The following is a 23,119-nucleotide window of genomic DNA, read 5'->3' as shown; positions in this document are numbered from 1 at the left end:
CCCAGAATTAGTCACGATAACCAGCGTAAAGCATCAAAACCGCAGGAGAAGAAGCAGACCAAAGGGAGGCGGGTAAAGGATTGTCCACGTAGTGTTTATTCGCACTGTCACGCGCGAGCACTCAACTCTTGCTGAGGGGATCACATGACGACTGGTGGATACGACCCTAACGACAAACCCGAAGGTGGTGACCAGGGCGGATACCCTCCGCGGGGCAATCCTCCACCGCCGCCCGGCGGATATCCGCCGCCCCCGGGGAATTACCCACCGCCGCCGCAGGGACCGCCGCCCGGCGGATATCCGCCACCGCCTCCCGGCGGAAACTATCCCCCTCCGCCCGGTGGAAACTACCCGCCGCCCCCCGGTAATTACCCACCGCCGCCGCAAGGACCCCCGCCCGGCGGTAATTACCCGCCGCCGCAGGGAAATTACCCGCCCCCTCCGCAGGGACCGCCCGGCGGATATCCGCCGCCCCCGCCGATGTCGGATTACGGCGCCCCGGGGCAGACGCCGGGACAGTTCTCGGTGGGTGACGCGATCGGCTACGGCTGGAACAAGTTCAAGGACAACGCGCTCATCTGGATCGGCATCCTGCTGATCGCCGCCGTCATCCAGGTGGTGCTGAACCTCATCTTCGGCGGCTTCAGCACGTCGTCCGACATGAGTTCGGCGTTCTCGGTGTGGCGCATCATCGGTTCGATCGTCACCACCATCGTCGGATACCTGATCAACGCGGCGCTCGTGCGGGGCGCGCTGCACGAGGTGGACGGCAACAAGCCGGCGTTCGGGTCGTTCTTCCAGTTCACCAACGTCGGGGCGATCATCATCGCCAGCGTCATCATCGGTGTCGCCTCCATCATCGGTTTCTTCCTGCTCGTCATCCCGGGTCTGATCGTTATCTTCCTGACCTGGTGGACGCTGCAGTTCGTCATCGATCAGAACGAGGATGCGATCACCGGCATCAAGTCGAGTTTCCGCACGATCTCGCAGAACGTCGGACCGGTACTGCTGCTGGCCCTGGCCCTCGTCGGCATCAACATCGTCGGTGCAATCCTCTGCGGCGTCGGACTTCTCGTCTCGATCCCGATCACGATCATCGCGTCGACCTACGCGTACCGCGTGCTCACCGGCCGTTACGTCGCGGCCTGACCGTTCGCTCCCCACGGGTGAGCGCGCTCCCGCCCCTCGGGCAGGAAGCGCGCTCACCCGTTTTGCTACTCCCGTCACTCGAGTCACTCCCACCCCTTGCGTAAGGTGCTCAGGCGTCATCCGAGACGATTCGAGGGGGAACACATGACTACTGGCGGATTCGATCCCAACCAGGGACAGCAACCGTTCGGCGGGCAGCAGTACGGGCAACCGCACTACAACGGGGCGGGGCAGCAGTACGGGCAGCAACAGTTCGGCGCACCACCGCAGTTCGATTCGGCGCAGCAAGCCGGCACCCAGCCGTTCGCGCAGCCCGACTTCGGATTCACCCCGTCCCGGCCGGGCGAACTCCTTCCCCGCCTGGGCGCGCGGGTGATCGACGGCCTGATCGTCGGCATTCCGACGGCCGTGGTCACCATCGTCATCTCGCTGGTGCTGGGCACCTTCCTGGGCAGTGCCCTGGGCGCGATCCTCACCGCCGCCGCCGCCGTGGGCTACTTCGTGTTCTTCGAGACGACGCGGGGCCAGACCGTCGGCAAGCAGGTTCTGGGTCTGCGCGTCGAGGGCCCGGACGGCGGACTGCCCACCCAGCAGCAGTCGCTGACCAGGAACGGCTTCTACGTCCTCGCCGCGCTCGGCGGGTTCCCGTTCCTCGGGTTCCTGTTCGGACTGGTCGGGTTCGTCACGGCGATCGTCATCGCCGTGACGATCAACGGCAGCCCCACCAAGCAGGGCAAGCACGACGAACTGGCAGGCGGCACGCGCGTCGTCCAGGGTTAGCCCGGCACGGCCATCGCGCGGGTGAACGTACCTTTCAACGCCTCAGATCGGACAAAAGGTACGTTCACCCGTTCCTGATTCGCGCCTCTCCCCGTGCAAGTGCTTGGATTGCGGCGTGACAGCCTCAGATCAGCAGACCAAGCCAGACCACGCGACGTTCGCGCACGTCAGCCGGGGGTACTACCCCACGTTCGTTGCCCTCTTCACGGCGACGCTGCTGATCTCGAATATCTGCGCGACGAAAGGCGTCGCATTCTTCGCCGACTCGTCGCTCACCATCGGCCCGCTGCAGATCCTGCCGGTCATCACCGATGGCGGCTTCTTCCTGTTCCCGCTGGCCTACATCCTCGGCGACGTGCTCAGCGAGGTGTACGGGTTCAAAGCGACGCGACGCGCGATCTACCTGGGCTTCGGTGCCCTGATCCTGGCCGCGTTCTGCTTCTGGCTCCTCATCGAACTGCCGTCCGCCGACTTCTACGAGAACCAGGAGGCGCTGCGGTCCGTCGTCGGCGTCTACCCGCGACTGCTGCTCGCCGGGCTGGCCGGGTACTTCGTCGGGCAGATGCTGAACTCGGTGACGCTGGTCCTGATCAAGGAGCGGACCAAGGAGAAGCACCTGTGGGCGCGGCTCATCGGCTCCACCATCGTCGGTGAGTTCGCCGACACCCTGATCTTCTGCTCCATCGCCGCCGGCGCGATCGGCATCAGCACGTGGAGCGATTTCGTCAACTACGTGATCGTCGGATTCCTGTGGAAGACCCTGGTGGAGGTGCTGGTCATGCCGATCACGTACCGCGTCATCGCGTACGTGAAGAAGCGCGAACCCACCTACCAGCTCTGACCCGCACGTGAGTGGGAAAGCGTCCCCGGGGACGCTTTCCCACTCACGTGCGGTAGAAGCGGCCCAGCGTCTCGGCCTTGAACTCCTCGAAGTAGCCGCCCTCGATGCTGGCGCGGATCTGATCGACCAACCGCACCGTGAAGCGTTCGTTGTGGATCGTGCACAACGTGGACGCCAGCATTTCCTTCGCCTTGAACAGGTGGTGGATGTAGGCGCTGGTGTAGTTCGCGCACGTGTAGCAGTCGCAGTTCTCGTCGATCGGGGTGAAATCACGCCGGAAGCGGCTGGTGTTGATGTTGAACCGGCCGTCCGGGTGGTAGATCGCGGCGTTGCGCGCGACCCGCGACGGGTTCACACAGTCGAACGTGTCGGCGCCGTTCTCGATGGCCACGAAGACGTCGTCCGGCTCGCTGATGCCGAGCATGTGCCGCGGCTTGTGCTCGGGCAGCTCCTCGTTGCACCAGCGGACGATGGTGCCCAGGTTCTGCTTCTCGAGCGCCCCGCCGATGCCGTACCCGTCGAAGCCGCGTCCGCTCTCCCCGGTGATCGACTCCAGCCCCCGGCACGCCTGCCGCCGCAGGTCCTCGTACTGCGCGCCCTGGACGACCCCGAACAACGCCTGGTACGGGCGGTGGGCGCGTTCGGCGGTGAGCTTCTCGTGCTCGGCGATGCAGCGCACCGCCCACGCCTGCGTCCGCTCCACCGACTGCTCCTGGTAGCCGCGGGTGTTCAGCAGCGTCGTGAGCTCGTCGAACGCGAACATGATGTCGGCGCCGAGCTGATGCTGGATCTGCATCGACACCTCGGGGGTGAACCGGTGCCGCGACCCGTCCAGGTGCGATTTGAACGTGACGCCGTCGTCGTCGACGGTCGCGAGGCGTTCCTTGCCCTTCGCGATGACGTCGTCGGAGCGCACCCCAACCGCTTCCATCGCGAGGACCTTCTTGAATCCGACGCCCAGCGACATCACCTGGAATCCGCCGCTGTCGGTGAACGTCGGGCCGTCCCAGTTCATGAACTTGCCGAGCCCGCCGGCCTCGTCCACGATGTCCGGTCCCGGCTGCAGGTACAGGTGGTACGCGTTGGCGAGCAGCGACTGCGCGCCCAGGTCCTTCATGCTCTCCGGCAGCACCGCCTTGACGGTGGCCTTGGTGCCGACGGCCACGAACGACGGCGTCGCGATGTCGCCGTGCGGGGTGTGAATGGTTCCGGTTCGGCCGAGCTGTCCGTCGAGTCGGGTGCCGACGGTGAAGAACGGATCGGGCGGGGTCGGGACTACGGCATTCACGGGTGTATCCAATCACGCGCGACATTTCCGGCGACACATCACTACTTCGTTCGAAAGTGGGTACAGAGAGTGTGACGATCCCATCCCCTCGACCGGAGGAACCGCCATGAGCGACGAGAAGACCGGCCATCGGATCGACAGGCGAACGTTTCTCTCGGGTGCCGCGGTCGCGGGCGGGGTGACCGTGATGTCGGGTCTCTTCGACCGTCGAGCGGACGCGTCGGAGCAACCGCTGCGCCGCCAGCCGAACAACTACGTGCAGCCCAACATCGTGTTCATCGTCGTCGACGAGATGCGGTTTCCCCAGGTCTTTCCGGCCGGTATCACCACTCCCGATCAGTTCCTGCAACGGTTCATGCCCAACCTCTACAAGTTGTGGGCGCCCGGGGTGAAGTTCACGCAGCACTACACGGCCGGGGTGGCGTGCAGCCCCGGCCGCGCATGTTTCGTCACCGGGCTCTACCCGCTGCAGAACTGGATGCTGCAGACCCGGACCGGCAATCGGGCGTCGCCGGTTCCGTCCCCGGCCATGGGGCGGGAGTTCCCGACGTACGGCAAGCTGCTGCGGCAGGCGGGGTACGTCACACCGTACGTCGGGAAGTGGCATCTGTCGCCGTCGCCGGACGAGGATTCGGGACTCGCCCCCGGCTACCTCGAGGAGTACGGGTTCGACGGACTGACGATGCCCGACATCATCGGATTGAACGGTGAGGGCTTCGAATTCGACGGGCACATCGCCGACCAGGCCGCGGCGTGGTTGTCGACGCGCAAACCCTCCGACGGCCCGTTCTGCCTCACGGCGAGCTTCGTGAACCCGCACGACCAGCAGTTCTTCTGGGCCGGAACGGAAGCGGAACGCTACCAGTCGCTGTACGCGAACAACGTTCCCCCGCTCAGCCCCGCCCGGACGTGGTCGGTGACCACCGGTGAGAGCGACCCGCCGCGGCTGGGCTACCCGTCCGTGCCGCCCAACTGGGAACCCGAGAAGGCGCTGCAGTCGAAACCGAGCACCCAGGTGTTCGCGCGGGAGTTCCAGGCGCTGGTGTGGGGCGGCGTCACCGACGACGTCCAGAACCTGTCGAACTACTACCTCCAGCCATACGGCCAGGGCACCGATCCCGACCGGCACATCGCGTTCGCGCCGTACACGTACTGGGAACGGGCACTGGACAGTTACACCAACGTGCTGTCGATGGTCGATCACCACATCGGCACCGTGATCGATTCGCTGCCGGAAGACGTCGCGGCGAACACCGTCTTCGTCATGACGTCCGATCACGGCGAATACGCCGGGGCGCACGGCTTCGTCGCGGGCAAGCTGTCCACCGCCTACGACGAGGCGTTCCACATCCCGCTGATCGTTGCTGACCCGACCGGGCGGTTCACCGGCGACACCGACACCCCGCGCGGCCAGCTCACGTCGAGCGTCGACGTCGTGCCGCTGCTCGCGACGCTCGGCTACGGCGACCGGAACTGGATGTCCGGGGACCTGTTCGCGACGTATGCCGAGCGCGTCGACCTCCTGCCGCTGCTGCGGAGCAACGCCGCGGCAGGACGCGACCACGTCCTCCTCGCCACCAACGAGCACGCACCGCAGGGGATCAACTGGAACAACTCGCCCACCCACATCTACGTGCTGCGCACCCCCGAGGCGAAGGTCGCGGTGTATTCGAAGTGGTTGGGGCCCACCGCCTACGTCGACCCGGCGTCGTTCCAGTACGAGTTCTACGACTACGCCACCGACCGCGGTCGGGCGGAACTCGACAACACCTTCGATCACGACCCGCGCGGCCCCGCGATGGCCGCCCAGTTGATGACCCAGTATCTGCCGACTCAGCTCGCCGCGCCGCTGCCCCCGGCGTTCGCTCAGCAGAGCGCGGACGCGATGGCCCGGTACCTCACCTACATCCAGGTGATCAACCGGTACACCCCCGGCCAGATCGACCGCGAGGGCATCGACAAGCTGACCGCGTTCGGGGAGGTGTTCTGACGGATATGGCCGGGAAAATTGTTGCCGCCGTGCTGGTTCTGCTGATGTGGTCGGGTGGGGTCTCCGTCGCCTCCGCGGCCCCGCCGCCGACGGCGCAGTGCGCGTGGCAGTTCATGTCCAACTCGACGGTGCTGAATGTCGCGTTCCCCGACGCCAGCGCGACGTACTGGGTTCTGCCCTACGCGTTGGCGTCCGGCGACACCATCGAACTGAGCGGCACCTACCCGGCCGCCCGCTATTTCTCGCTCAACACGTACGGAACCAACTTCGACACGGTCGACACGTTGCGCGACAACCAGATCGGGCCCGACCCGGGCAGCGGCAACCCTTTCACCGACGCCTCAGCAGGTTCGCTGCCTGCAACGCAGAAGCGCTGGCACGCGACGGTCGTGACCGGTCCGGCCGATCACGCGCGCAACCAGATCCAGGCCCTGCCCGCCGGGGCCGGCGCGCAGTCGGTACCCGTCGGCTTCCTCATCATCCGGGTGTACGTGCCCGACGATCCGGCATCACCGTCGGGCGGAGTCCCATTGCCCGACGTGACACTGACGTCCGCGGGCCGGACGTCGCCGGTGCCGACGTGCGGATCCGAATTCGACCCGTCCGCCTACGACAACGGCCCGCTCGGACAGGTCGCGGAGGCCGGCTTCGATCAGATCATCGCCGGCGCCGCGTCCGGCGCGTTCCCCGGCAACGTGCCCGAGGCGACGTTCGTGAACCCGGCGAGCACGTCGGGCCTGTTCCCCAACGGCGACAACAAATACGTCGGAGCGGGGCTGACCTATCAGCCCGGACGCATCGTCGTCGTGCAGGGCCGGGCGCCCACGTTCCCCGACACCCGTGCGGGACAACCCGTCACGGCACCCGGCCGCCAGGTGCGGTACTGGTCGATGTGCCAGAACGACCAGCTGACGCCCTACCCGGTCGTCGCGTGCGCCGCCGACTTCCAGACCCGCACCGACGGCGACGGCAACTACACGTACGTCGTCGCCGCACCTCAGGACGTCCCCGCCCGCGCCGCAGCCGACCCGACCGTCACCGTCATCCCCTGGGGCTCCACCGACGTCGCGAAGAAGGTGCTGTTCCTGCGGTACATGCTGCCGTCCGACGCCTTCTACCCGCAGTCGGTGCAGGCGTCGCAGAGCAATCACACCGACCCCGCCACCACGATGGGTCCGTACTATCCGCGCTCCGCCTACTGCGACACCGCCACCTTCGAGGCCGGCGGAAGCACTGCGTGCCTGTGAGTACTTGTTAACCGCCCGTGGTTAATAAGTACTCACAGGCGTTTACGCACTGACGAACTGGCTGTTGTAGAGACGGTAGTACGCGCCGCGGGTGAGGAGCAGGTCTTCGTGACTGCCCTGCTCGACGATGCGACCGTCCTCCATGACGACGATGAGGTCTGCGTCGCGGATGGTCGACAGCCGGTGGGCGATCACGAAACTCGTGCGATCGCTGCGCAGGACTGCCGTCGCATGCTGGACGAGCAGTTCGGTGCGGGTGTCGACGGAACTGGTTGCCTCGTCCAGGATCAGGATCGACGGTTGAGAGATGAAGGCCCGGGCGATGGTGATCAGCTGCTTCTCACCGGCGCTGATGTTGCTGCCTTCTTCGTCGATGACGGTGTCGTAGCCGTCGGGCAGCGAGTGGACGAACCGGTCGACGTAGCTGATCCGGGCGGCCGCCTGGATCTCTTCCTCGGTGGCGCCGGGACGTCCGTACGCGATGTTGTCGCGGATGGTGCCGCCGAACAGCCACGCGTCCTGCAGGACCATGCCGATGCGGGACCGCAGGTCGTCTCGCGACATCTCGGCGATGTCGACGCCGTCGAGGAGAATTCTGCCGCCGTCGAGTTCGTAGAACCGCAGGATCAGGTTGACGAGGGTGGTCTTGCCTGCGCCGGTGGGTCCGACGATGGCCACCATCTGGCCGGGTTCGGCGACCAGCGACAGGTTCTCGATCAGCGGCTTCTCCGGCGTGTAGCCGAACGAGACGTCCGAGAACTCCACCCGGCCCGAGACCTCGGCCGGGTTGGGTGCGTCGGCCGGGTCCGGGTTTTCCTCGTCCTCGTCGAGGATGGCGAACACCCGCTCGGCGGACGCCACACCCGACTGCATGAGGTTGACCATGGCCCCGATCTGGGTGAGGGGCTGGGTGAACTGGCGCGAGTACTGGATGAAGGCCTGCACGTCGCCGAGGCTCATGGTGCCGGACGCCACCCGCATGCCACCGAGGACGGCGATGGCCACGAAGTTGAGGTTTCCGAGGAACATGATCGCGGGCATGATCAGGCCCGAGATGAACTGGGCCCGGTAGCTGGCCTGGTAGAGCGCCTCGTTCTGCTCCTCGAACCGTGCCTCCACCTCACGGCCGCGGCCGAACACGGTGACCAGTTCGTGGCCCGTGTACGCCTCTTCCACGTGCGAGTTGAGCTCGCCGGTCGACTTCCACTGCGACACGAAGTGCGTCTTGGACCGTTTCGCGATCTGCGCCGTCACCAGGATCGACAGCGGCACCGTCAGCACGGCGATCAGCGCGAGCAGCGGCGAGATGACGATCATCATCACGAGGATGCCGATCACCGTCATCGCCGACACGATCAGCTGGCTCATCGTCTGCTGCAGCGACTGCGAGACGTTGTCGATGTCGTTGGTGACCCGGCTGAGCAGGTCGCCGCGGGAGTGGGAGTCGAAGTACCGCAGCGGAAGTCGGTGGATTTTCCGTTCGACCTCGGCGCGCAGGTTCTTCACGACGCCCTGCACGACGATGTTCAGCAGGAAACCCGACAGCCACATGAACACCGACGACCCCAGGTACAGGGCCAGCACGATCGCCAGCACCCGGCCGAGTGCCGTGAAGTCGATACCGACCCCGGGGACGACGGCCATGCCGGACACCATGTCGGCGAACGTGTTCTGACCGTCGGCCCGCAGCGCGGCGACGGCCTGATCCTTCGACATTCCGGCGGGCAACTGCGCGCCGATGATGCCGTCGAAGATCAGGTTCGTGCCCTGGCCGAGCATGCGCGGCGCGATCGACGTGAGCACCACCGACACGGCGGCGACGAGGAAAACGACGCCGACGGCGATCCGGTGGGGACGCAGCCGACGCAGCAGCCGCTTGGTGGACGGCCACAGATCGTGCGGCTTGGACCCCGGGGCTCCCGGAGCGACCGGTCCCGGAATACGCGGGCCGACGGGCCTTTCGGCGGTGGTGGTGGTTGCGCGATCGCTCATAGTGCTTCCTGGACCGATCGTTGGGATTCGACGATCTCGACGTAACACGGACACGTCTCGAGCAGTTCGTCGTGGGTTCCGATTCCGACCACCGCGCCGTCCTCGAGGACCACGATCTGCTCGGCCTCCACGATCGTCGAGACCCGCTGGGCGACGACGATGACGCACGCGTCCGAGGTCTCGGGTTTGAGTGCGGCACGCAGCCGGGCGTCGGTGGTGAGGTCGAGGGCGGAGAACGAGTCGTCGAACAGGTAGATCGACGGACGACGCACCAGCGCCCGCGCGATGGCGAGCCGCTGCCGCTGACCGCCGGAGACGGTCGTGCCGCCCTGCGCGACCGGGGTGTCGAGGCCCTCGGGCATGGCGCGCACGAAATCGGCGGCCTGCGCGATCTCCAGCGCCCGCCACAGTTCCTCGTCGGTGGCGTCGGGTTTGCCGTACCGGAGATTGGTGGCGACGGTGCCCGAGAACAGGTACGGCCGCTGCGGGACCAGTCCGATGCCGGCCCGCAGGACGTCCAGGTCGATGCGGCGCACATCCGTGTCGGACACGGTGACCGCGCCCGACGTGGCGTCGATGAGGCGCGGGATCAGCGACAGCAGCGTCGTCTTACCGGAGCCGGTGCCGCCGATGATCGCGGTGGTCTTGCCGGGTTCGGCGCGGAAACTGATGTCGCGCAACACGGGCTCGTCGGCGCCGGGGAACTTGAACTGGGCGTCGCGCAGTTCCACCACCCCGGGGTTCTGCAGCACGGTGACCGGATCGACCGGCGGCACCACGGTGGAGTCCGTGCCGAGCACCTCGCCGATGCGTTCGGCGCACACGGTGGCGCGGGGCGCCATCATCGCGATGAACGAGGCCATCATCACCGACATCAGAATCTGCATGATGTAGCTGAGCATCGCGGTCAGCGAGCCGACCTGCATGGTGCCGCTGTTGATCTCGTGACCGCCGAACCAGATGACGGCGACGCTGGTGACGTTCGCGATCACCATCACGAGCGGGAACATCACCGCCGTCAGCCTGCCGACCCGCAGGGCGGTCTGGGTGAGCTGCTCGTTGGCGTCGCCGAACCGCTGCATCTCGGAGCGCTCGCGGACGAACGCCCGCACCACGCGGATGCCGGTGATCTGCTCACGCAGCACCCGGTTGACCCCGTCGATGCGGGTCTGCATCTCCCGGAACGCGGGCACCATCCGCGAGATCACGAAACCCATGGACAGCGCGAGCACCGGCACGGTGACCGCCAGGATCCAGGCCAGTCCGGCGTCCTGCCGGATCGACATCACGACGCCGCCGACGCACATGATCGGGGCCATCACGAGAATCGTGCAGCTCATCACGACGAGCATCTGCACCTGCTGCACGTCGTTCGTGTTGCGGGTGATCAGCGACGGCGCGCCGAAACGGCCGAACTCCCGGGACGAGAAACTCCCGACCTGATGCATGACGGCGCGGCGCACATCGCGCCCGAAACCCATTGCGGCACGGGCACCGAAGAACACCGAACCGATCGAGCAGATGATCTGCACGACGGTGACGAGCAGCATCATGACGCCCGTGGACAGGATGTAGGCCGTGTCGCCCTTGGTGACGCCGTTGTCGATGAGATCGGCGTTAAGACTGGGCAGGTAGAGCGCGGCCGCGGTCGCGACCAGCTGGAACAAGACGACCGCCGTGAGCTCCCGCTTGTACGGGCGGAGGTACGTGGTGAGCAGGGCATTCAACATGGGCAGCAGCGATCCTGGCGGGTCATCATTATGTCCGAAGGTTACCAACAGAAACGACCGCAGGCCCGCGGATTTTCGGGCCTGCGGCCTTGTGCGCCTTTCTGGTAGCGGGAACTACCAAAAAGGCGCACGGGCGCGGAGCGCCTACCGGACGGGCTGCAGCGATTCGTCCGCGTCGTGCAGCACCTTCTTCAGCTTCTCGCCTTCGATGTCGACGTTGGGCAGGATCTTGTCCAGCCACTTCGGCAGCCACCAGGCCTTGTCGCCGAGCAGTGCCATCACCGACGGGATGATCACCATGCGCACGATGAAGGCGTCGAAGAACACGGCGGCCGCGAGGGCGAAGCCGATCGACTTGATGAACGAGTTCGGCTCGGCGATGAAGGCCGCGAACACCGAGATCATGATGACCGCGGCGGCGCTGACCACCCGGGCACCGTGGTTGAAGCCGACGGTGACGGCCTGTTTCGAGGTCGCGCCGTGCACGTATTCCTCCCGCATCCGGGTCACCAGGAACACCTGGTAGTCCATCGCGAGTCCGAACACGACACCGATCAGGAAGATCGGCATGAAGCTGACGATCGGCTGCGGGTTGGAGATGATGCCGCCCCAGCCTTCCTGGAACACCGCGACGGTGGCACCGAATGTGGCCGCGACGCTGAGGAGGAAGCCGAGCGTGGCGGTCAGCGGCACCAGCAGCGAGCGGAACACGAGCAGCAGCAGGAGGAAGGCCAGGCCCACGACCACCGCGAGGTACGGGATCAGCGCGTCCTGCAGCGTGTCGGACACGTCGCCTTCGAGCGCGGTCTGTCCGGTGACGCCGTAGTTGACGCCGATCGAGTCGTGCAGATCTGCCTCCGCCCCGCGGATGTTGCTCACCAGGTCCATCGTGGCCGGATCGCTGGGGGCACTGCTCGGCGTGACCAGGATCTGCGCGGTGTCGCCGGCCTTGTTGACGCCGACGACCTGCGCGTTGGACACGTCGTCCTGCGCGGTGATGGTCTTCACGACCTCACCGAACGCCTCCGACGGTGTGCCGGTGGTGACGTCCTTGGCGTCGACGACGACGAGCAGCGGACCGTTCTTGCCGGGGCCGAAGCCCTCGCTGACGAGGTCGTAGGCCTGCCGGGAGCTGGTGGCGGGGTCGCCGGTGCCTTCGCCGGGCAGGGCCAGGCTCAGGCCGGTCGCGGGGATGGCGAGCGCCCCGAGCACCACGACGCCGGCGATCAGCGGAATCGCGGGCCTGCGGACGACGGCGCTGATGTACCGCAGGGCGAGGCTCGGCTTGCCCTCGTCGTCCTCGAGGTCGCGACTGCTGAGGAACGGGATCTTGCCTGCGAACGCCTTCTTCCCGAACAGCCCGAGGATCGCGGGCAGGAGTGTCAGGGCGATCGAGACGGCGATGAACACCGTGAACGCGGCCGCGGCACCCATGTCGGAGAGGAACGGGATCCCGACGACGCGCAGCGCGATCAGGGCGATGATCACCGTGAGACCGGCGAACACCACGGCGGAGCCGGCGGTGCCGACGGCCCGTCCGGCCGCCTCCGAGCGGTCGTCCGTGAGGGTGAGTTCGTGCCGGAACCGGGACACGATGAACAGCGAGTAGTCGATGGCGACGGCGAGGCCGATCATGATGGCCAGCGTGGGTGTCATCGAGCTGAGGTCGGTGAATCCGGTGGCGACGGTGATGCCGAGGCTGCCGATCATGATGCCGATGATCGCGGTGATCAACGGCAGACCCGCGGCCACTAGAGAACCGAACGTCAGCGCGAGCACGACCGCGGCCACGCCGATGCCGACGAGTTCGGTGGAGCCGCCGGGCGGCTCGGCTTCGTTGGCGGCGGACCCGCTGATCTCGACGGTCAGTCCGGCGTTGCGGCCGGCGTCGGCAGCGGCCGAGATCTGGTCGCGCAGGGCCTGGTCGACGTCGCCCATGCCGCCCTTGAACGGCACCTCGACGTAGCCGACGGTCTTGTCGGCGTTCAGCGGCGACAGCGCCTGCGCGTTCGCGACGGCGTCCGCTTCGCTGATTCCCTTGTCGGCCGCCGTCGATTTCGCCATCTCGACGAGCTGATCGTTCGCCGTGACGGGGTTGACCAGCGCCTTCGCGGCGTCGGCGCCCGAAGCACTGGCGGGATCGACCTTGGCGGCGTCCTGGACCTGTTCGATGCCGCGCACCTTGGCGAGCACGGCGTCCATCGCCTGCTGACTCTGCTCGCTCTCGAGGGTCTGCCCCTCGGGTGCGGCGAACACGTAGCGCGCGCTGACGGCGTTCATCGGATCGCTGCCCGCGGCCTCGGGGAAGCGTTCGGCCATCAGGTCCTGCGCCTGCTGCGCAGGGGTGCCCGGGATGGAGAACGAGTCCTTCGTGGGCCCGGACAGCGTGGCCGCCCCGACGCCCATGAGCACCAGGATCACCAACCAGACGCTGAGGACCGCGCCTTTTCGCCGATAGGCGAATCTGCCGATCCGATAGAGATAGGTGGCCACGGGAGGCTCCTTGTGAGTCGGTGGAAAGAAGGGTGGTTCGGGGCAGCCGGTTACGGCTGCGGGATTCCCTGACGGAGTTGACGCATGGCGTCGCGGACGAGTTCTTCGGGTCCGCTGGCGCCGGTCTTGCCGCTGCGCCACAGGTCGATCGACGCCTTGCACGCCGATCCGACCGCCATGTGCAGCAGGTTGGGGTAGAGGTCGGTGTCGATGTTCGTGCCGGTGCGTTCGGCGATCACTTCGCCGATGAGGCGCGTGACCCGGAGATGCACTTCGAGCTTCTTCGCGAGCAGCGCGGGGCTGGACTCGACGAGGTCCATCATCACGGCGGTCTCTTCGAGCGGCTTCCCGGGAGCGGTGACGATCTGGACCACCACGTGCTCGAGGGAATCCCAGATCGGCTCGTCCTCGGGGCGGGCGCGGAGCAGGTCCACCCAGTCGTGGACGGACTGCTCGAAGTGCGCGAGGACCGCCTCTTCCTTGCTGGAGAAGTAGTTGTGGAACGTCCGGGTAGAGACTCCCGCCTCGGACGCGATGGCGTCAGCGGTGACGCATTCGATGCCCAGCGCCCGGGCCAGGCGTGCGGCGGCGCCGCTGAGGGCTGCGCGGGTGGCGGCCTTCTTGCGGTCCCGCAGTCCGATTTCCGAAATCACTACACCGACGGTACAGAACTTGCGCAGCTCTGCAAATTTGCGTGAGTGTGCAATTTTTATGTCCTTGCCCACAGTTCCCGCGACACTGTGTCGGGGGTCACCGCGGCGTTACGGTGGACCCATGTCCGATCCGACGGCACCGCTGTCGTTCCGGGCGGACGAGATCGACCGCGCCGCCCTGGACCAACTCGCGTCCGTTCTCGACGTCCAGGCCGCGCGCCCGGGAATCCGGCGACTGCGCGAGTGGTCGTTCGCCGCCCTGCACGTGCAGCCGGGCGAGAGCGCGCTCGACATCGGCTCGGGCACCGGATCGGAGACCCGAGCACTCGCGGGCGCGGTCACCGCGGCGGGCCGGGCGATCGGGCTCGATCCCAATCCCGGCATGGCCCTCCTCGCCCGGGAGCGGACCGAGGAGGAGGGCTCGACCGCGCAATTCGTGATCGGCGACGCATACTCGCTGCCGTTCCCCGACAACCGCCTCGACGTCGTGCGCAGCGAGCGGGTCTTCCAGCACCTGAGCGAACCGGACCGCGCGGTGGCGGAAGTGGTCCGCGTTCTGCGGCCCGGTGGGCGCGGCGTGATCGTCGACAGCGACTGGGGCACGGCGATCATGCACCCCGGCGATCCCCTGGTCCTGCAGAAGATCATGGACGTGATGCTGGCGCACACCGCCAACCCGCACTCCGGGCGACTGCTCCCGGGTCAGCTCACCGCCGCCGGACTCGTCGTCGAGGACGTCGGCTCGGAGGCGTTGATCCAGGATCCGGACGACGTGACCGGCCCTCTCGTCCAGATGATGACCGCCGCCGCGATCGCCGAGGGAGCGATCACCGCCGCACAAAGCGACGAACTGCTGGACCAGTTGACCGCCGCCGCCCGCAGCGGCGACTTCCACATGTCGGTGACGATGTTCGCGTACCTCGTCCGCAAGCCCTGACGAAACCCTTCCGGCATTCGGAAACCGAGTGTGGTGGATCACCTCCGGTGCCGCACAGTGGTGGGGACGACGCTGCCGCCTCTTCGAGTCCGGCGTCACGAATCACACAGCAGCCCAGCATATTCCGGAGGCACTCATGTCCACGATCGCCCGCAACCAGTGGTACGTCGCAGCCTACGGCCGCGAGGTCGGACGCGAACTGTTCTCGCGCACCATCTGCGAGGAGCCGATCCTGTTCTGGCGCACCGAGGCCGGGGAGGCCGTCGCGATGAGCGACCGCTGCGTGCACCGCCGCTACCCGCTGTCCGAGGCGCCGAGCCGGCTCGACGGCGACAGTGTGGTCTGCGGCTACCACGGTTTCACCTACGGCAGCGACGGCGGCTGCGTGTTCGTCCCCGGCCAGGCCCGCGTTCCCCGCACGGCCCGGCTGCGCTCGTACCAGGTGGTCGAGCAGGACTCGTTCGTGTGGGTGTGGATCGCCGACCCGGACAACCCCGAGCAGGGCGATCCCACCCGCATCCCCCGCGCACCGTGGATGGACTCCCCCGACTACACCGTCGTGTCCGGCATGGAGCCGATCGACTGCAACTACGGCCTGCTCGTCGACAACCTGATGGATCTCTCGCACGAGACGTACCTGCACGGCGGCTACATCGGCACCCCCGAGGTGGCGGAAACCCCGATCACCACGGAGATCGACGAGGACCGGAACGTCATCTACGTATCGCGGCACATGGACGACGCGGAGTGCCCGCCGTTCTACTCCGAGTCCACGGGCATCGAGGGTCGCATCACCCGCTGGCAGGACATCGAGTACACGCCGCCGTGCCTGTACCTGCTGCACAGCCGCATCGCCCCGGTCGGCGCACCGCTGCCCGGCGACGACGGCTCCGACCCGCACGCGTTCCACAGCGAGATCGTCTACGCGATCACCCCGTCGACGGAGAACTCCACCCTCGACTTCTGGGCCGTGGCCCGCGACTTCGCGATCGGCGACGACGCCGTCACGACGTTCCTGGCCGAGAACAACCGCACCGTCGTCATGCAGGACGTCGTGGCGCTGAACATCCTGCAGCAGGCGCTCGGCACCGAGAAAGACGGCTACCAGGAGTTGTCGATCAACATCGACGCCGGCGGACTCGGCGCTCGCCGCCTCCTGAAGAAGCTGGCCGGCGCGTCGCAGGCCGTCACCGCCGCGGCGGGCTGACCGGTGGAACCGACGAGGATGCTCCGCGGGACCCGCGTGATGCGCATCGTGTGGCTGCCAGGTTCGGACCTGCTCGAGGGCGAGTGCCACTGCGGCGCCCGCCACGTGGCCGAGGAACCCGCCGCCCTGTGGGAGTGGTTGCTCGCCTGCCCCGACGGCCACCACCCCGCCGACCCGCCGGTGCCCGCGGTGCCGCTGCCCGCCGCGCCGGCATCCACCCCCGTCCCCGCCTGACCTCCCGGAAGAGACCGCCATGCCTACCCCACCCGAACCCGTGCTCGAACTGGAGCTGACCACCCGGACCCTCGGCGCCGACGGCGTCGTCGTGCTGGAATTCCGCGACCCTGCAGGCGCCGACCTGCCCGCGTGGACGCCGGGTGCGCACGTCGACCTGATCCTGACACCCGAGCTCACCCGCCAGTACTCGCTGTGCGGCGACCCGGCCGACACCGGCACCTGGCGCGTCGCCGTGCTGCGGGAGGCGATGGGCCGCGGCGGTTCGCAGTTCGTGCACGACAAGCTGAGCGAGGGCGACCGCGTCACGGTCCGGGGTCCGCGCAACCATTTCGAGCTCGAGCCGTCACCGCGGTACGTGTTCGTCGCCGGCGGCATCGGGATCACCCCGATCCTCACGATGGCGCAGGCCGCGGAGACCGCGGGCGCCGACTGGACCCTCGTCTACGGCGGACGCAGCCGCAGTTCGATGGCGTTCGCCGACGTCCTCGCCGAGCGGTTCGGCGAGCGGGTGGTGATCCACCCCCAGGACGAGCACGGGTTCATCGACCTGCCGGGGCTGCTCGGCGACGTCCGGGAGAACACCCTCGTCTACTGCTGCGGGCCCGCGCCGCTGCTCGACGCCGTCACCGCTCACTGCGACCGCTGGCCGTCCGGCACGCTGCACCTCGAGCGGTTCGCGGCCAAGGACCTCGACGAACCGGTCCGGGCCGAGGGGTTCGAGGTGGAGCTGACGCTGAGCGGCAAGACCGTCATCGTGCCGCCCGAGCAGTCGATCCTGCAGGCCGTCACCGCCGCAGGCGTCCAGGTGCTGTCATCCTGCGAGGAGGGGACGTGCGGAACCTGCGAGACGACCGTGCTCGGCGGTACTGTCGATCACCGGGATTCCCTGCTCACAGCGGACGAGCAGGCCGAGGGCGACACCATGATGATCTGCGTCTCGCGTGCGAGCTGTCCACGCCTGACGCTGGAACTGTGAGACGGAGACCGAGTAATGGCGATCACCGGTTCGGTGACCATTCGCTCGTTGCGGCTCCTCGAACTGTTCACCCCCGCGTCGCCGCGGCTGACCCTCAGCGACCTGTCGCGCAAGTCCGGGTACCCGCTGAGCACCGTGCACCGGCTGACCAGCGACCTCATCGAATGGGGCGCCCTCGAACGTGACAGCAGCGGTCGCTTCACGGTTGGGCTGAAGCTGTGGGAGATCGCGTCGCTCGCACCGCGCGGCACGATGCTCCGCGAACTGGCGATGCCGGTGATGGAGGACCTGTCGCAGATCACGCGGGAGAACGTGCAGCTCGGCATCGCGGAGGGCACCGAGGTCGTGTTCGTCGAACGCATCGCCGGACAGAAGGCGGTGCCCGTCCAGACCCGCGTCGGCGGCAGGTTCCCGCTGACGGCGTCCGGCATCGGGCTGGCCCTGCTCGCGTACATGCCGACCGACGTGCAGGAGCAGGTGCTGGCCGGGCCGATCGAGAAGTTCACCGAACGGACCGTCACCGACCCCGTCGTGCTGCGAAGGACCCTCGCCGAGATCCGCCGGTCCGAGGTCGCGATCAGTGATCGTCAGGTGACCATGGACGCCGTCTCCGTCGCGGCCCCGATCTTCGAACGTCCCGGAACGGCGGTCGCGGCCGTGTCGCTGGTGGTGTCGGCGGAGGGGGCGTCGCTCAACGCGCTGGTCCCACTGGTGCGCGCGGCAGGCCGGACGATCAGCCGCGCGCTGCGCCCTCGTCAGCCGACGTAGCCGGCCGGGTGCGACGCTCCCAGGCGCCGGGGTCGGACGTCAACGTGGTGAGGAATCCCGGTAGTTGCCCGTTCGCCACGTCCGCGAGGCTCACGTTCTCGAGCACGGCGCGCAGGTTCACTCGCACCGCGATCCACACGTCCTGCAGTTTCGCGGCCGGTCCGCCGTAGTCGACGTCTTCGGGGCGTTCACCGCGCACCGACGCCAGCGGACCCTCGACGGTCCGGATCACGTCGGCGATCGTGATGTCCTCGGCGGGCCGCGCCAGCCAGTAGCCGCCGTCGGGTCCGCGCCGGCTGTTGACCAGTCCGCCGCGGCGGAGGTCGGCGAGCACGGCCTCGAGGAACTTGTGCGGAATGGTCTGCGACTGTGCCAGGAACTCGGCCTTGGACGGGGACGGCCCGGCCGCAGCGAGTTCGATCAGCGTCCGCACGGCGTAGTCCACCTTTGCGGTGATGTGCACACCGAATTCCTACCATCCAAGTATGAAAACCGGCAACTCACGTTTAGTGATGCGTGTCACTCCGAGGTACATTGAACTGGACGATCGTCTTGTATGGAGGAAAGCAGCATGTGGGACACCGTGACGTCGGCATGGAATTCGGCGCTGCTGACACCCCTGCACGAGCCGGTGACACTGGCCATCCCCGCGTTCGTGCTGTTCCTCGCCCTCGAATGGTTCGCGGCCCGGCACCTCGAGGACGCCGCGATCGACCCCGACGGCCGATCCCGCCCGGTCCGCGGCGGCTACGAGCGCCGCGACGCCCGGGCGAGCATCTCGATGGGTGCCGTGTCCATCCTGACGACGACGTTCTGGAAGGTGCTGGCCCTGATCGGGTACTCCGCGATCTGGGTGTACCTCGCACCGTGGCACCTGCCCGCGGACGCCTGGTACACGTGGGTGATCCTCATCCTCGGCGTCGACGTGCTGTTCTACACGTATCACCGGATGTCACACCGCATCCGCCTGATCTGGGCCACCCACCAGGCGCACCATTCGAGCGAGTACTTCAACTTCTCCACCGCACTCCGCCAGAAGTGGAACAACAGCGCCGAGATCCTGATGTGGATTCCGTTGCCGCTGATCGGCATTCCGCCGTGGATGGTGTTCATCGGATTCTCCGTGAACCTCGTCTACCAATTCTGGGTCCACACCGAGCGCATCGACAAGTTGCCCCGGCCCGTCGAGTTCGTGTTCAACACCCCGTCACACCATCGCGTCCACCACGGCTGCGACCCCGAATACCTCGACCGGAACTACGCCGGCATCCTCATCGTGTGGGACCGGATGTTCGGCACGTTCCAACCCGAAACGCATCGCCCCACCTACGGACTCACCAAACCGGTGGGCACCTACAACATCTGGAAGCTGCAGACCCACGAATACGCCGCCATCGGCCGGGACTGGCGCCGGGCGTCGTCGTGGCGCGACAAGCTCGGCTACGTGTTCGGCCCGCCCGGCTGGACGCCGTCAGGAACGGGCGAAGCTGACCAGGAAGTCGACCGTGCCGTTGCCGTCCACGGTCACGAAACCCAGTGACGGCGGCGTCACACCGAAGTCCGTCCAGGTGACCGGGATGCTGCCCGACGCGATGAGGTCGTCGCCGGAACGCAGCACGTCGACGTCGACGGTCACCGGACGCGACTGCCCCTTCAGCGTCAGCGTGCCCTGCGCGGACACCGTACCCACGGAACCGTCCGCGGGCAGCCCCGACAGATCGACCGGGGAGTCGAGCGTGAACGTGGCCGTCGGGAACGTCGCGGTGTCCATCACGTTGCCGCGGAACTGGCCGTCGCGCCGGGACTGATCGGTCGCGATCGTCGCCACCTGCACGGTCACGTCGCCGGCGGTGAGTTTCTCGCCCTCGACGGTCGCGTTGCCGGTCACGTCGCCGGTCGACCCGACCACGGTGACACTGGCGCCGTTGAGGATCTCGTGGACGGTGTACCCGGCCGCCGTCTCGTTGGAGCCCTGCCCGGGTGTGACGGTCCACTGCCCGTCGACCGATCCGGTGGCCGCCTCCGCGCCCTCGGTCGACACCGACGCCGCCGGTGCGTCGTCCTCTGCGATGAATTGGCCGTAGAACCACGGTCCCACCAGGAGCGCGAGTACGACAACGACCACTGCGCCGACCAACCACCACAGCTTTTTCATGAGCTCAGGCTAGTTGCAGCTTCAAGGGATGTCACCCGGAACGACCTGCGAAAGTGCTGTGAACGAGCGTCACGGGACCGACACACAAAAAAAGCTCCCCACCTGCATGCGCAGGTGGGGAGCTTTGGCGGTGGCGGAGGGATTTGAACCCTCGGACGGGGGTTACCCGTCACACGCTTTCGAGGCGTGCTCCTTAGGCCGCTCGGACACGCCACCGCCGGTGACTTTACCGGATGTGGCGCCCGAGCCTGAAATCGCCAGGTGAAGCCGCTTTACGTGAGCTTGTCCTTGAGGTTCTTCGCGGCGTCCTTGACCTTCTCGCCGGCATCCTTCACCGCCGAGGAAGCCTGGTCGGCCTTGCCCTCGTCGCGAAGGTCCGGGTCGCCGGTCGCTTTGCCCGTGGCTTCCTTCGCCTGGCCCTTGAGGTCTTCCGCCTTGTTCGAAGCTTTGTCTGCGATTCCCACGAGATACCTCCGTGAATCCGATTTCGAACCCGGTGACGGGTCCGGCGGCGCCTCGTCAGCGCCTGTCTCCAGAGAAGCACGGGTCATGTGGACCCGGCCACAATGTGTCGAGTACCCCACGAAAGCGTTTAAAACCGGTCAGCGCCGCTCACGGAAGAAGTCTTCGAGGATGCCGGCGCACTCGTCCTCGAGAACACCACCCCTGACCTGCGGGCGGTGCGTGAGGCGCCGATCGCGGACGACATCCCACAGCGAGCCGACGGCACCGGTCTTCGGCTCCCACGCTCCGAACACGACCCGGGAGATCCGGGCCAGCACGAGCGCGCCCGCGCACATCGTGCACGGCTCCAGCGTCACCGCGAGCGTCGCCCCCTCGAGGCGCCACCCGTCTCCGTACACCCGCGCCGCGGCCCGCAACGCGATGATCTCCGCGTGGGCCGTCGGATCCGACATCGCCTCCCGCGAGTTCACGGCCCGCGACACCTCGACGCCGTCCGCGTCGAACACCACCGCACCCACGGGCACGTCGGCGTCGGTGGCGGCGCGGGCCGCCTCGATCGCCGCGCGGATCATCCGCTCGTCGTCCTGAAGAGTCACGGCGTGCGGGACTACCGGGGAAGCTTGTCGAGGACCCCGGTCAGCTCCGTGGTGAATCCGAGCCGCTGCGCGATCATCCCGAGCTGCTCGTCGGGGTAGAGATCCGTCTCGGACGTGATGACCGCCAGAACGGGTTCGGGCAGCCCGAGGTCGGCGAGCAGCGACAGGTCGCCCTCCTCCCACGGCTCGATGTCGTCGAGGTCGTCCGGATCGATGTCCGGAACCTCGACGTTGAGCGCCTCGAGGACGTCGGCGGCGATGTCGTAGTCGATGGCGGCGGTGGCGTCGGACAGCAGCAGACGCGTTCCCGACGGCGCCGGACGGAGCACGATGAAGAACTCGTCGTCCACGTCCAGCAGACCGAAGAACGCGCCCGCGCTACGGAGGGCCCGAAGCTCCTCCTCCGCGACGCTCAGACTGGTCAGAGCAGCCGAAGTGAGGGCCTTCACCTTCCACCGGCCGTCCTCGTGTACTACTGCGACACCGAAGCCCTCCAGATCCTCTGCCCGATCCGTGGAGGCGCTGTTGTTTTCCGCGCGCTGTGCAGCCATGAGCGCAACGGTAGCCCGCTGGGTGCCGGTAAATGAAGTCCGCCGTCGAATGTGCCAACCTGTTCGGGTGTCTGAAACCCCTTCCACACCTCCGGTGTGCGTGCTCGGCCTGGGATTGATCGGCGGTTCGCTGCTGCGTGCGGCAGTGCGCGCGGGCCGCGAAGCGTGGGGTCACAACCGGTCCGCACCGTCCGTCGACGCCGCCCGCGCGGACGGATTCGACGCCGACACCGATCTGGTCGCGGTGCTGCAGCGTGCGTCCGCCGAATCCGCGCTGATCGTGATCGCGGTCCCAGTGCCCGCCGTCGCCGCCACCCTCACCGCGATCGCCCTGTACGCATCGAACTGCCCGATCACCGACGTCGTCAGCGTCAAGGCCGAGGTCGCGGCGGCCGCGGCCCGCCAGGGACTCGCCGGCCGGTATGTGGGCGGGCATCCGATGGCGGGAACGTCGGCGTCCGGGTGGAGCGTCGGCAGCCCCGACCTGTTCCGGGAGGCCGTGTGGGTGGTCGGCACGGACGACGGCGTCGACCCGGGCATCTGGACGCAGGTCGCGCAGCTCGCATTGGACTGCGGTTCCGTCGTCGTGCCCGCCGAGTCTGCCGAGCACGACCGGGCGGTCGCGCGCATCTCGCACCTGCCGCACCTGCTGGCCGAGACCCTCGCGATCACCGGAGCCCGCGGCGGACCGCTGGCGCTGGGCCTGGCGGCCGGCTCGTTCCGCGACGGCACCCGGGTGGCGGGCAGCGCGCCCGGGCTCGTCCGGGCCATGTGCGAGGGCAACCGGGACGCCCTGCTGATCGCACTGGACGAGGCGTTGGTGCTACTGCAGGACGCGCGGACCGAACTGGCGGAACAGTCGTCGACGGCGGGACTCGTCGAAGACGGTCACGGCGCGCGCCAGACGTACGACAACCAGGAGACCTGGGAGATCACCGGCATCGTTCCCGGCCACGAAGGCTGGATCGAGGAGATGCGTGACGCCGGCCGGCGCGGGGGGCGGCTCCGCCGCCTGTGAGTGCCCGGCGAGTGCAGGGACTCGTTAACCGCGCACGGGCGCGAAG

Annotated in this window: 22 protein-coding genes and 1 tRNA gene; 12 read left to right on the top strand and 11 right to left on the bottom strand. The window is 67.5% G+C overall.

Features of this window, described 5'->3' with window-relative positions:
* Positions 1 to 144 precede the first annotated feature (144 nt).
* From AC1DWT_RS24190 to AC1DWT_RS24180, 3 genes are all read left to right on the top strand, one after another.
* Complete coding sequence (locus tag AC1DWT_RS24190) at positions 145 to 1,149, top strand: DUF2189 domain-containing protein (protein WP_241031442.1); 1,005 nt, start codon at positions 145 to 147, stop codon at positions 1,147 to 1,149.
* A gap of 144 nt (positions 1,150 to 1,293) precedes the next feature.
* Entirely contained in the window at positions 1,294 to 1,929 is a 636-nt protein-coding gene (locus tag AC1DWT_RS24185; RefSeq protein ID WP_072938295.1) for an RDD family protein, read from the top strand.
* A 115-nt stretch (positions 1,930 to 2,044) separates the two neighbouring features.
* Positions 2,045 to 2,770 (top strand): queuosine precursor transporter, encoded by a 726-nt coding sequence (locus AC1DWT_RS24180; RefSeq protein ID WP_095862892.1) that lies wholly within the window; start codon positions 2,045 to 2,047, stop codon positions 2,768 to 2,770.
* A gap of 43 nt (positions 2,771 to 2,813) precedes the next feature.
* Here the strand turns inward: AC1DWT_RS24180 and tgt are convergent, their stop codons facing one another.
* On the bottom strand, positions 2,814 to 4,058 hold the full coding sequence (tgt, locus tag AC1DWT_RS24175) for a tRNA guanosine(34) transglycosylase Tgt (RefSeq protein ID WP_206014423.1): 1,245 nt from the start codon (positions 4,056 to 4,058) through the stop codon (positions 2,814 to 2,816).
* Between the two features lie 106 nt (positions 4,059 to 4,164).
* Here tgt and AC1DWT_RS24170 point away from each other — a divergent pair, with 106 nt between their 5' ends.
* The gene (locus AC1DWT_RS24170; protein WP_206014422.1) at positions 4,165 to 6,048 is read left to right on the top strand and encodes a sulfatase-like hydrolase/transferase; all 1,884 of its coding nucleotides are present in this window, start codon (positions 4,165 to 4,167) and stop codon (positions 6,046 to 6,048) included.
* A 5-nt stretch (positions 6,049 to 6,053) separates the two neighbouring features.
* The gene (locus AC1DWT_RS24165) at positions 6,054 to 7,295 is read left to right on the top strand and encodes a hypothetical protein (protein WP_206014421.1); all 1,242 of its coding nucleotides are present in this window, start codon (positions 6,054 to 6,056) and stop codon (positions 7,293 to 7,295) included.
* Positions 7,296 to 7,337: 42 nt separating this feature from the next.
* Here the strand turns inward: AC1DWT_RS24165 and AC1DWT_RS24160 are convergent, their stop codons facing one another.
* The 4 genes from AC1DWT_RS24160 to AC1DWT_RS24145 form a co-directional block, all read right to left on the bottom strand.
* Positions 7,338 to 9,287 (bottom strand): ABC transporter ATP-binding protein, encoded by a 1,950-nt coding sequence (locus AC1DWT_RS24160; protein ID WP_072938308.1) that lies wholly within the window; start codon positions 9,285 to 9,287, stop codon positions 7,338 to 7,340.
* On the bottom strand, positions 9,284 to 11,017 hold the full coding sequence (locus tag AC1DWT_RS24155; RefSeq protein ID WP_095862889.1) for an ABC transporter ATP-binding protein: 1,734 nt from the start codon (positions 11,015 to 11,017) through the stop codon (positions 9,284 to 9,286). The genes AC1DWT_RS24160 and AC1DWT_RS24155 overlap by 4 nt, the downstream gene beginning before the upstream one ends.
* A 144-nt stretch (positions 11,018 to 11,161) precedes the next feature.
* Entirely contained in the window at positions 11,162 to 13,510 is a 2,349-nt protein-coding gene (locus tag AC1DWT_RS24150; protein WP_095862888.1) for an MMPL family transporter, read from the bottom strand.
* 50 nt (positions 13,511 to 13,560) lie between these two features.
* Complete coding sequence (locus tag AC1DWT_RS24145; RefSeq protein ID WP_072938316.1) at positions 13,561 to 14,163, bottom strand: TetR/AcrR family transcriptional regulator; 603 nt, start codon at positions 14,161 to 14,163, stop codon at positions 13,561 to 13,563.
* Between the two features lie 121 nt (positions 14,164 to 14,284).
* On the opposite strand from AC1DWT_RS24145, the gene AC1DWT_RS24140 reads away from it, so the two are divergent.
* From AC1DWT_RS24140 to AC1DWT_RS24120, 5 genes are all read left to right on the top strand, one after another.
* The gene (locus AC1DWT_RS24140) at positions 14,285 to 15,100 is read left to right on the top strand and encodes a class I SAM-dependent methyltransferase (RefSeq protein ID WP_206014418.1); all 816 of its coding nucleotides are present in this window, start codon (positions 14,285 to 14,287) and stop codon (positions 15,098 to 15,100) included.
* Between the two features lie 136 nt (positions 15,101 to 15,236).
* Positions 15,237 to 16,307, top strand: a complete 1,071-nt coding sequence (locus AC1DWT_RS24135; protein WP_072938477.1) for an aromatic ring-hydroxylating oxygenase subunit alpha — start codon at positions 15,237 to 15,239, stop codon at positions 16,305 to 16,307.
* Positions 16,308 to 16,325: 18 nt separating this feature from the next.
* Entirely contained in the window at positions 16,326 to 16,541 is a 216-nt protein-coding gene (locus AC1DWT_RS24130; protein ID WP_072938321.1) for a hypothetical protein, read from the top strand.
* Between the two features lie 19 nt (positions 16,542 to 16,560).
* On the top strand, positions 16,561 to 17,520 hold the full coding sequence (locus AC1DWT_RS24125; RefSeq protein WP_072938324.1) for a PDR/VanB family oxidoreductase: 960 nt from the start codon (positions 16,561 to 16,563) through the stop codon (positions 17,518 to 17,520).
* Between the two features lie 15 nt (positions 17,521 to 17,535).
* Positions 17,536 to 18,288, top strand: a complete 753-nt coding sequence (locus AC1DWT_RS24120; RefSeq protein ID WP_072938327.1) for an IclR family transcriptional regulator — start codon at positions 17,536 to 17,538, stop codon at positions 18,286 to 18,288.
* Here AC1DWT_RS24120 and AC1DWT_RS24115 read toward each other — a convergent pair.
* Positions 18,254 to 18,751 (bottom strand): RrF2 family transcriptional regulator, encoded by a 498-nt coding sequence (locus AC1DWT_RS24115; RefSeq protein WP_206014416.1) that lies wholly within the window; start codon positions 18,749 to 18,751, stop codon positions 18,254 to 18,256. The two genes, AC1DWT_RS24120 and AC1DWT_RS24115, sit on opposite strands and share 35 nt — an antisense overlap.
* Positions 18,752 to 18,859: 108 nt before the next feature.
* Between AC1DWT_RS24115 and AC1DWT_RS24110 the strand changes: the two genes are divergently transcribed.
* Positions 18,860 to 19,828 carry a sterol desaturase family protein gene (locus tag AC1DWT_RS24110; protein WP_206014415.1) on the top strand — a complete coding sequence of 323 codons (969 nt, stop codon included), beginning with the start codon at positions 18,860 to 18,862 and terminating at the stop codon, positions 19,826 to 19,828.
* On the opposite strand, the gene AC1DWT_RS24105 is transcribed toward AC1DWT_RS24110, so the two are convergent.
* The 5 genes from AC1DWT_RS24105 to AC1DWT_RS24085 form a co-directional block, all read right to left on the bottom strand.
* Complete coding sequence (locus AC1DWT_RS24105; RefSeq protein WP_072938333.1) at positions 19,760 to 20,443, bottom strand: YceI family protein; 684 nt, start codon at positions 20,441 to 20,443, stop codon at positions 19,760 to 19,762. The genes AC1DWT_RS24110 and AC1DWT_RS24105 overlap by 69 nt on opposite strands.
* A 125-nt stretch (positions 20,444 to 20,568) precedes the next feature.
* A tRNA-Ser gene (locus tag AC1DWT_RS24100) sits at positions 20,569 to 20,659 on the bottom strand.
* Between the two features lie 56 nt (positions 20,660 to 20,715).
* Positions 20,716 to 20,907, bottom strand: coding sequence for a CsbD family protein (locus tag AC1DWT_RS24095; protein ID WP_009477222.1), 192 nt, complete (start codon positions 20,905 to 20,907; stop codon positions 20,716 to 20,718).
* Positions 20,908 to 21,045: 138 nt separating this feature from the next.
* Positions 21,046 to 21,504 carry a nucleoside deaminase gene (locus AC1DWT_RS24090; RefSeq protein WP_005561213.1) on the bottom strand — a complete coding sequence of 153 codons (459 nt, stop codon included), beginning with the start codon at positions 21,502 to 21,504 and terminating at the stop codon, positions 21,046 to 21,048.
* An 11-nt stretch (positions 21,505 to 21,515) separates the two neighbouring features.
* On the bottom strand, positions 21,516 to 22,055 hold the full coding sequence (locus AC1DWT_RS24085) for a tRNA adenosine deaminase-associated protein (RefSeq protein WP_095862882.1): 540 nt from the start codon (positions 22,053 to 22,055) through the stop codon (positions 21,516 to 21,518).
* Between the two features lie 49 nt (positions 22,056 to 22,104).
* On the opposite strand from AC1DWT_RS24085, the gene AC1DWT_RS24080 reads away from it, so the two are divergent.
* A complete protein-coding gene (locus tag AC1DWT_RS24080) occupies positions 22,105 to 23,073 on the top strand; it encodes a prephenate dehydrogenase (protein ID WP_072938338.1) in 969 nt (322 codons plus the stop codon).
* Positions 23,074 to 23,119 lie beyond the last annotated feature (46 nt).

The organism is Rhodococcus sp. P4_B6 (assembly GCF_056402215.1).
Note: the sequence above shows the minus strand (reverse complement) of the source record. Positions and strands in the feature narration are given on the sequence as shown.

Excerpts from the sequence above, each read along its gene's own strand:
- AC1DWT_RS24190 (WP_241031442.1), top strand. The coding sequence starts at position 145 with ATGACGACTGGTGGATACGACCCTAACGACAAACCCGAAGGTGGTGAC.
- AC1DWT_RS24185 (WP_072938295.1), top strand. The coding sequence starts at position 1,294 with ATGACTACTGGCGGATTCGATCCCAACCAGGGACAGCAACCGTTCGGC.
- AC1DWT_RS24170 (WP_206014422.1), top strand. The coding sequence starts at position 4,165 with ATGAGCGACGAGAAGACCGGCCATCGGATCGACAGGCGAACGTTTCTC.
- AC1DWT_RS24165 (WP_206014421.1), top strand. The coding sequence starts at position 6,054 with ATGGCCGGGAAAATTGTTGCCGCCGTGCTGGTTCTGCTGATGTGGTCG.
- AC1DWT_RS24160 (WP_072938308.1), bottom strand. The coding sequence starts at position 9,287 with ATGAGCGATCGCGCAACCACCACCACCGCCGAAAGGCCCGTCGGCCCG.
- AC1DWT_RS24155 (WP_095862889.1), bottom strand. The coding sequence starts at position 11,017 with ATGTTGAATGCCCTGCTCACCACGTACCTCCGCCCGTACAAGCGGGAG.
- AC1DWT_RS24140 (WP_206014418.1), top strand. The coding sequence starts at position 14,285 with ATGTCCGATCCGACGGCACCGCTGTCGTTCCGGGCGGACGAGATCGAC.
- AC1DWT_RS24135 (WP_072938477.1), top strand. The coding sequence starts at position 15,237 with ATGTCCACGATCGCCCGCAACCAGTGGTACGTCGCAGCCTACGGCCGC.
- AC1DWT_RS24130 (WP_072938321.1), top strand. The coding sequence starts at position 16,326 with ATGCTCCGCGGGACCCGCGTGATGCGCATCGTGTGGCTGCCAGGTTCG.
- AC1DWT_RS24125 (WP_072938324.1), top strand. The coding sequence starts at position 16,561 with ATGCCTACCCCACCCGAACCCGTGCTCGAACTGGAGCTGACCACCCGG.
- AC1DWT_RS24120 (WP_072938327.1), top strand. The coding sequence starts at position 17,536 with ATGGCGATCACCGGTTCGGTGACCATTCGCTCGTTGCGGCTCCTCGAA.
- AC1DWT_RS24110 (WP_206014415.1), top strand. The coding sequence starts at position 18,860 with ATGTGGGACACCGTGACGTCGGCATGGAATTCGGCGCTGCTGACACCC.
- AC1DWT_RS24105 (WP_072938333.1), bottom strand. The coding sequence starts at position 20,443 with ATGAAAAAGCTGTGGTGGTTGGTCGGCGCAGTGGTCGTTGTCGTACTC.
- AC1DWT_RS24085 (WP_095862882.1), bottom strand. The coding sequence starts at position 22,055 with ATGGCTGCACAGCGCGCGGAAAACAACAGCGCCTCCACGGATCGGGCA.
- AC1DWT_RS24080 (WP_072938338.1), top strand. The coding sequence starts at position 22,105 with ATGTGCCAACCTGTTCGGGTGTCTGAAACCCCTTCCACACCTCCGGTG.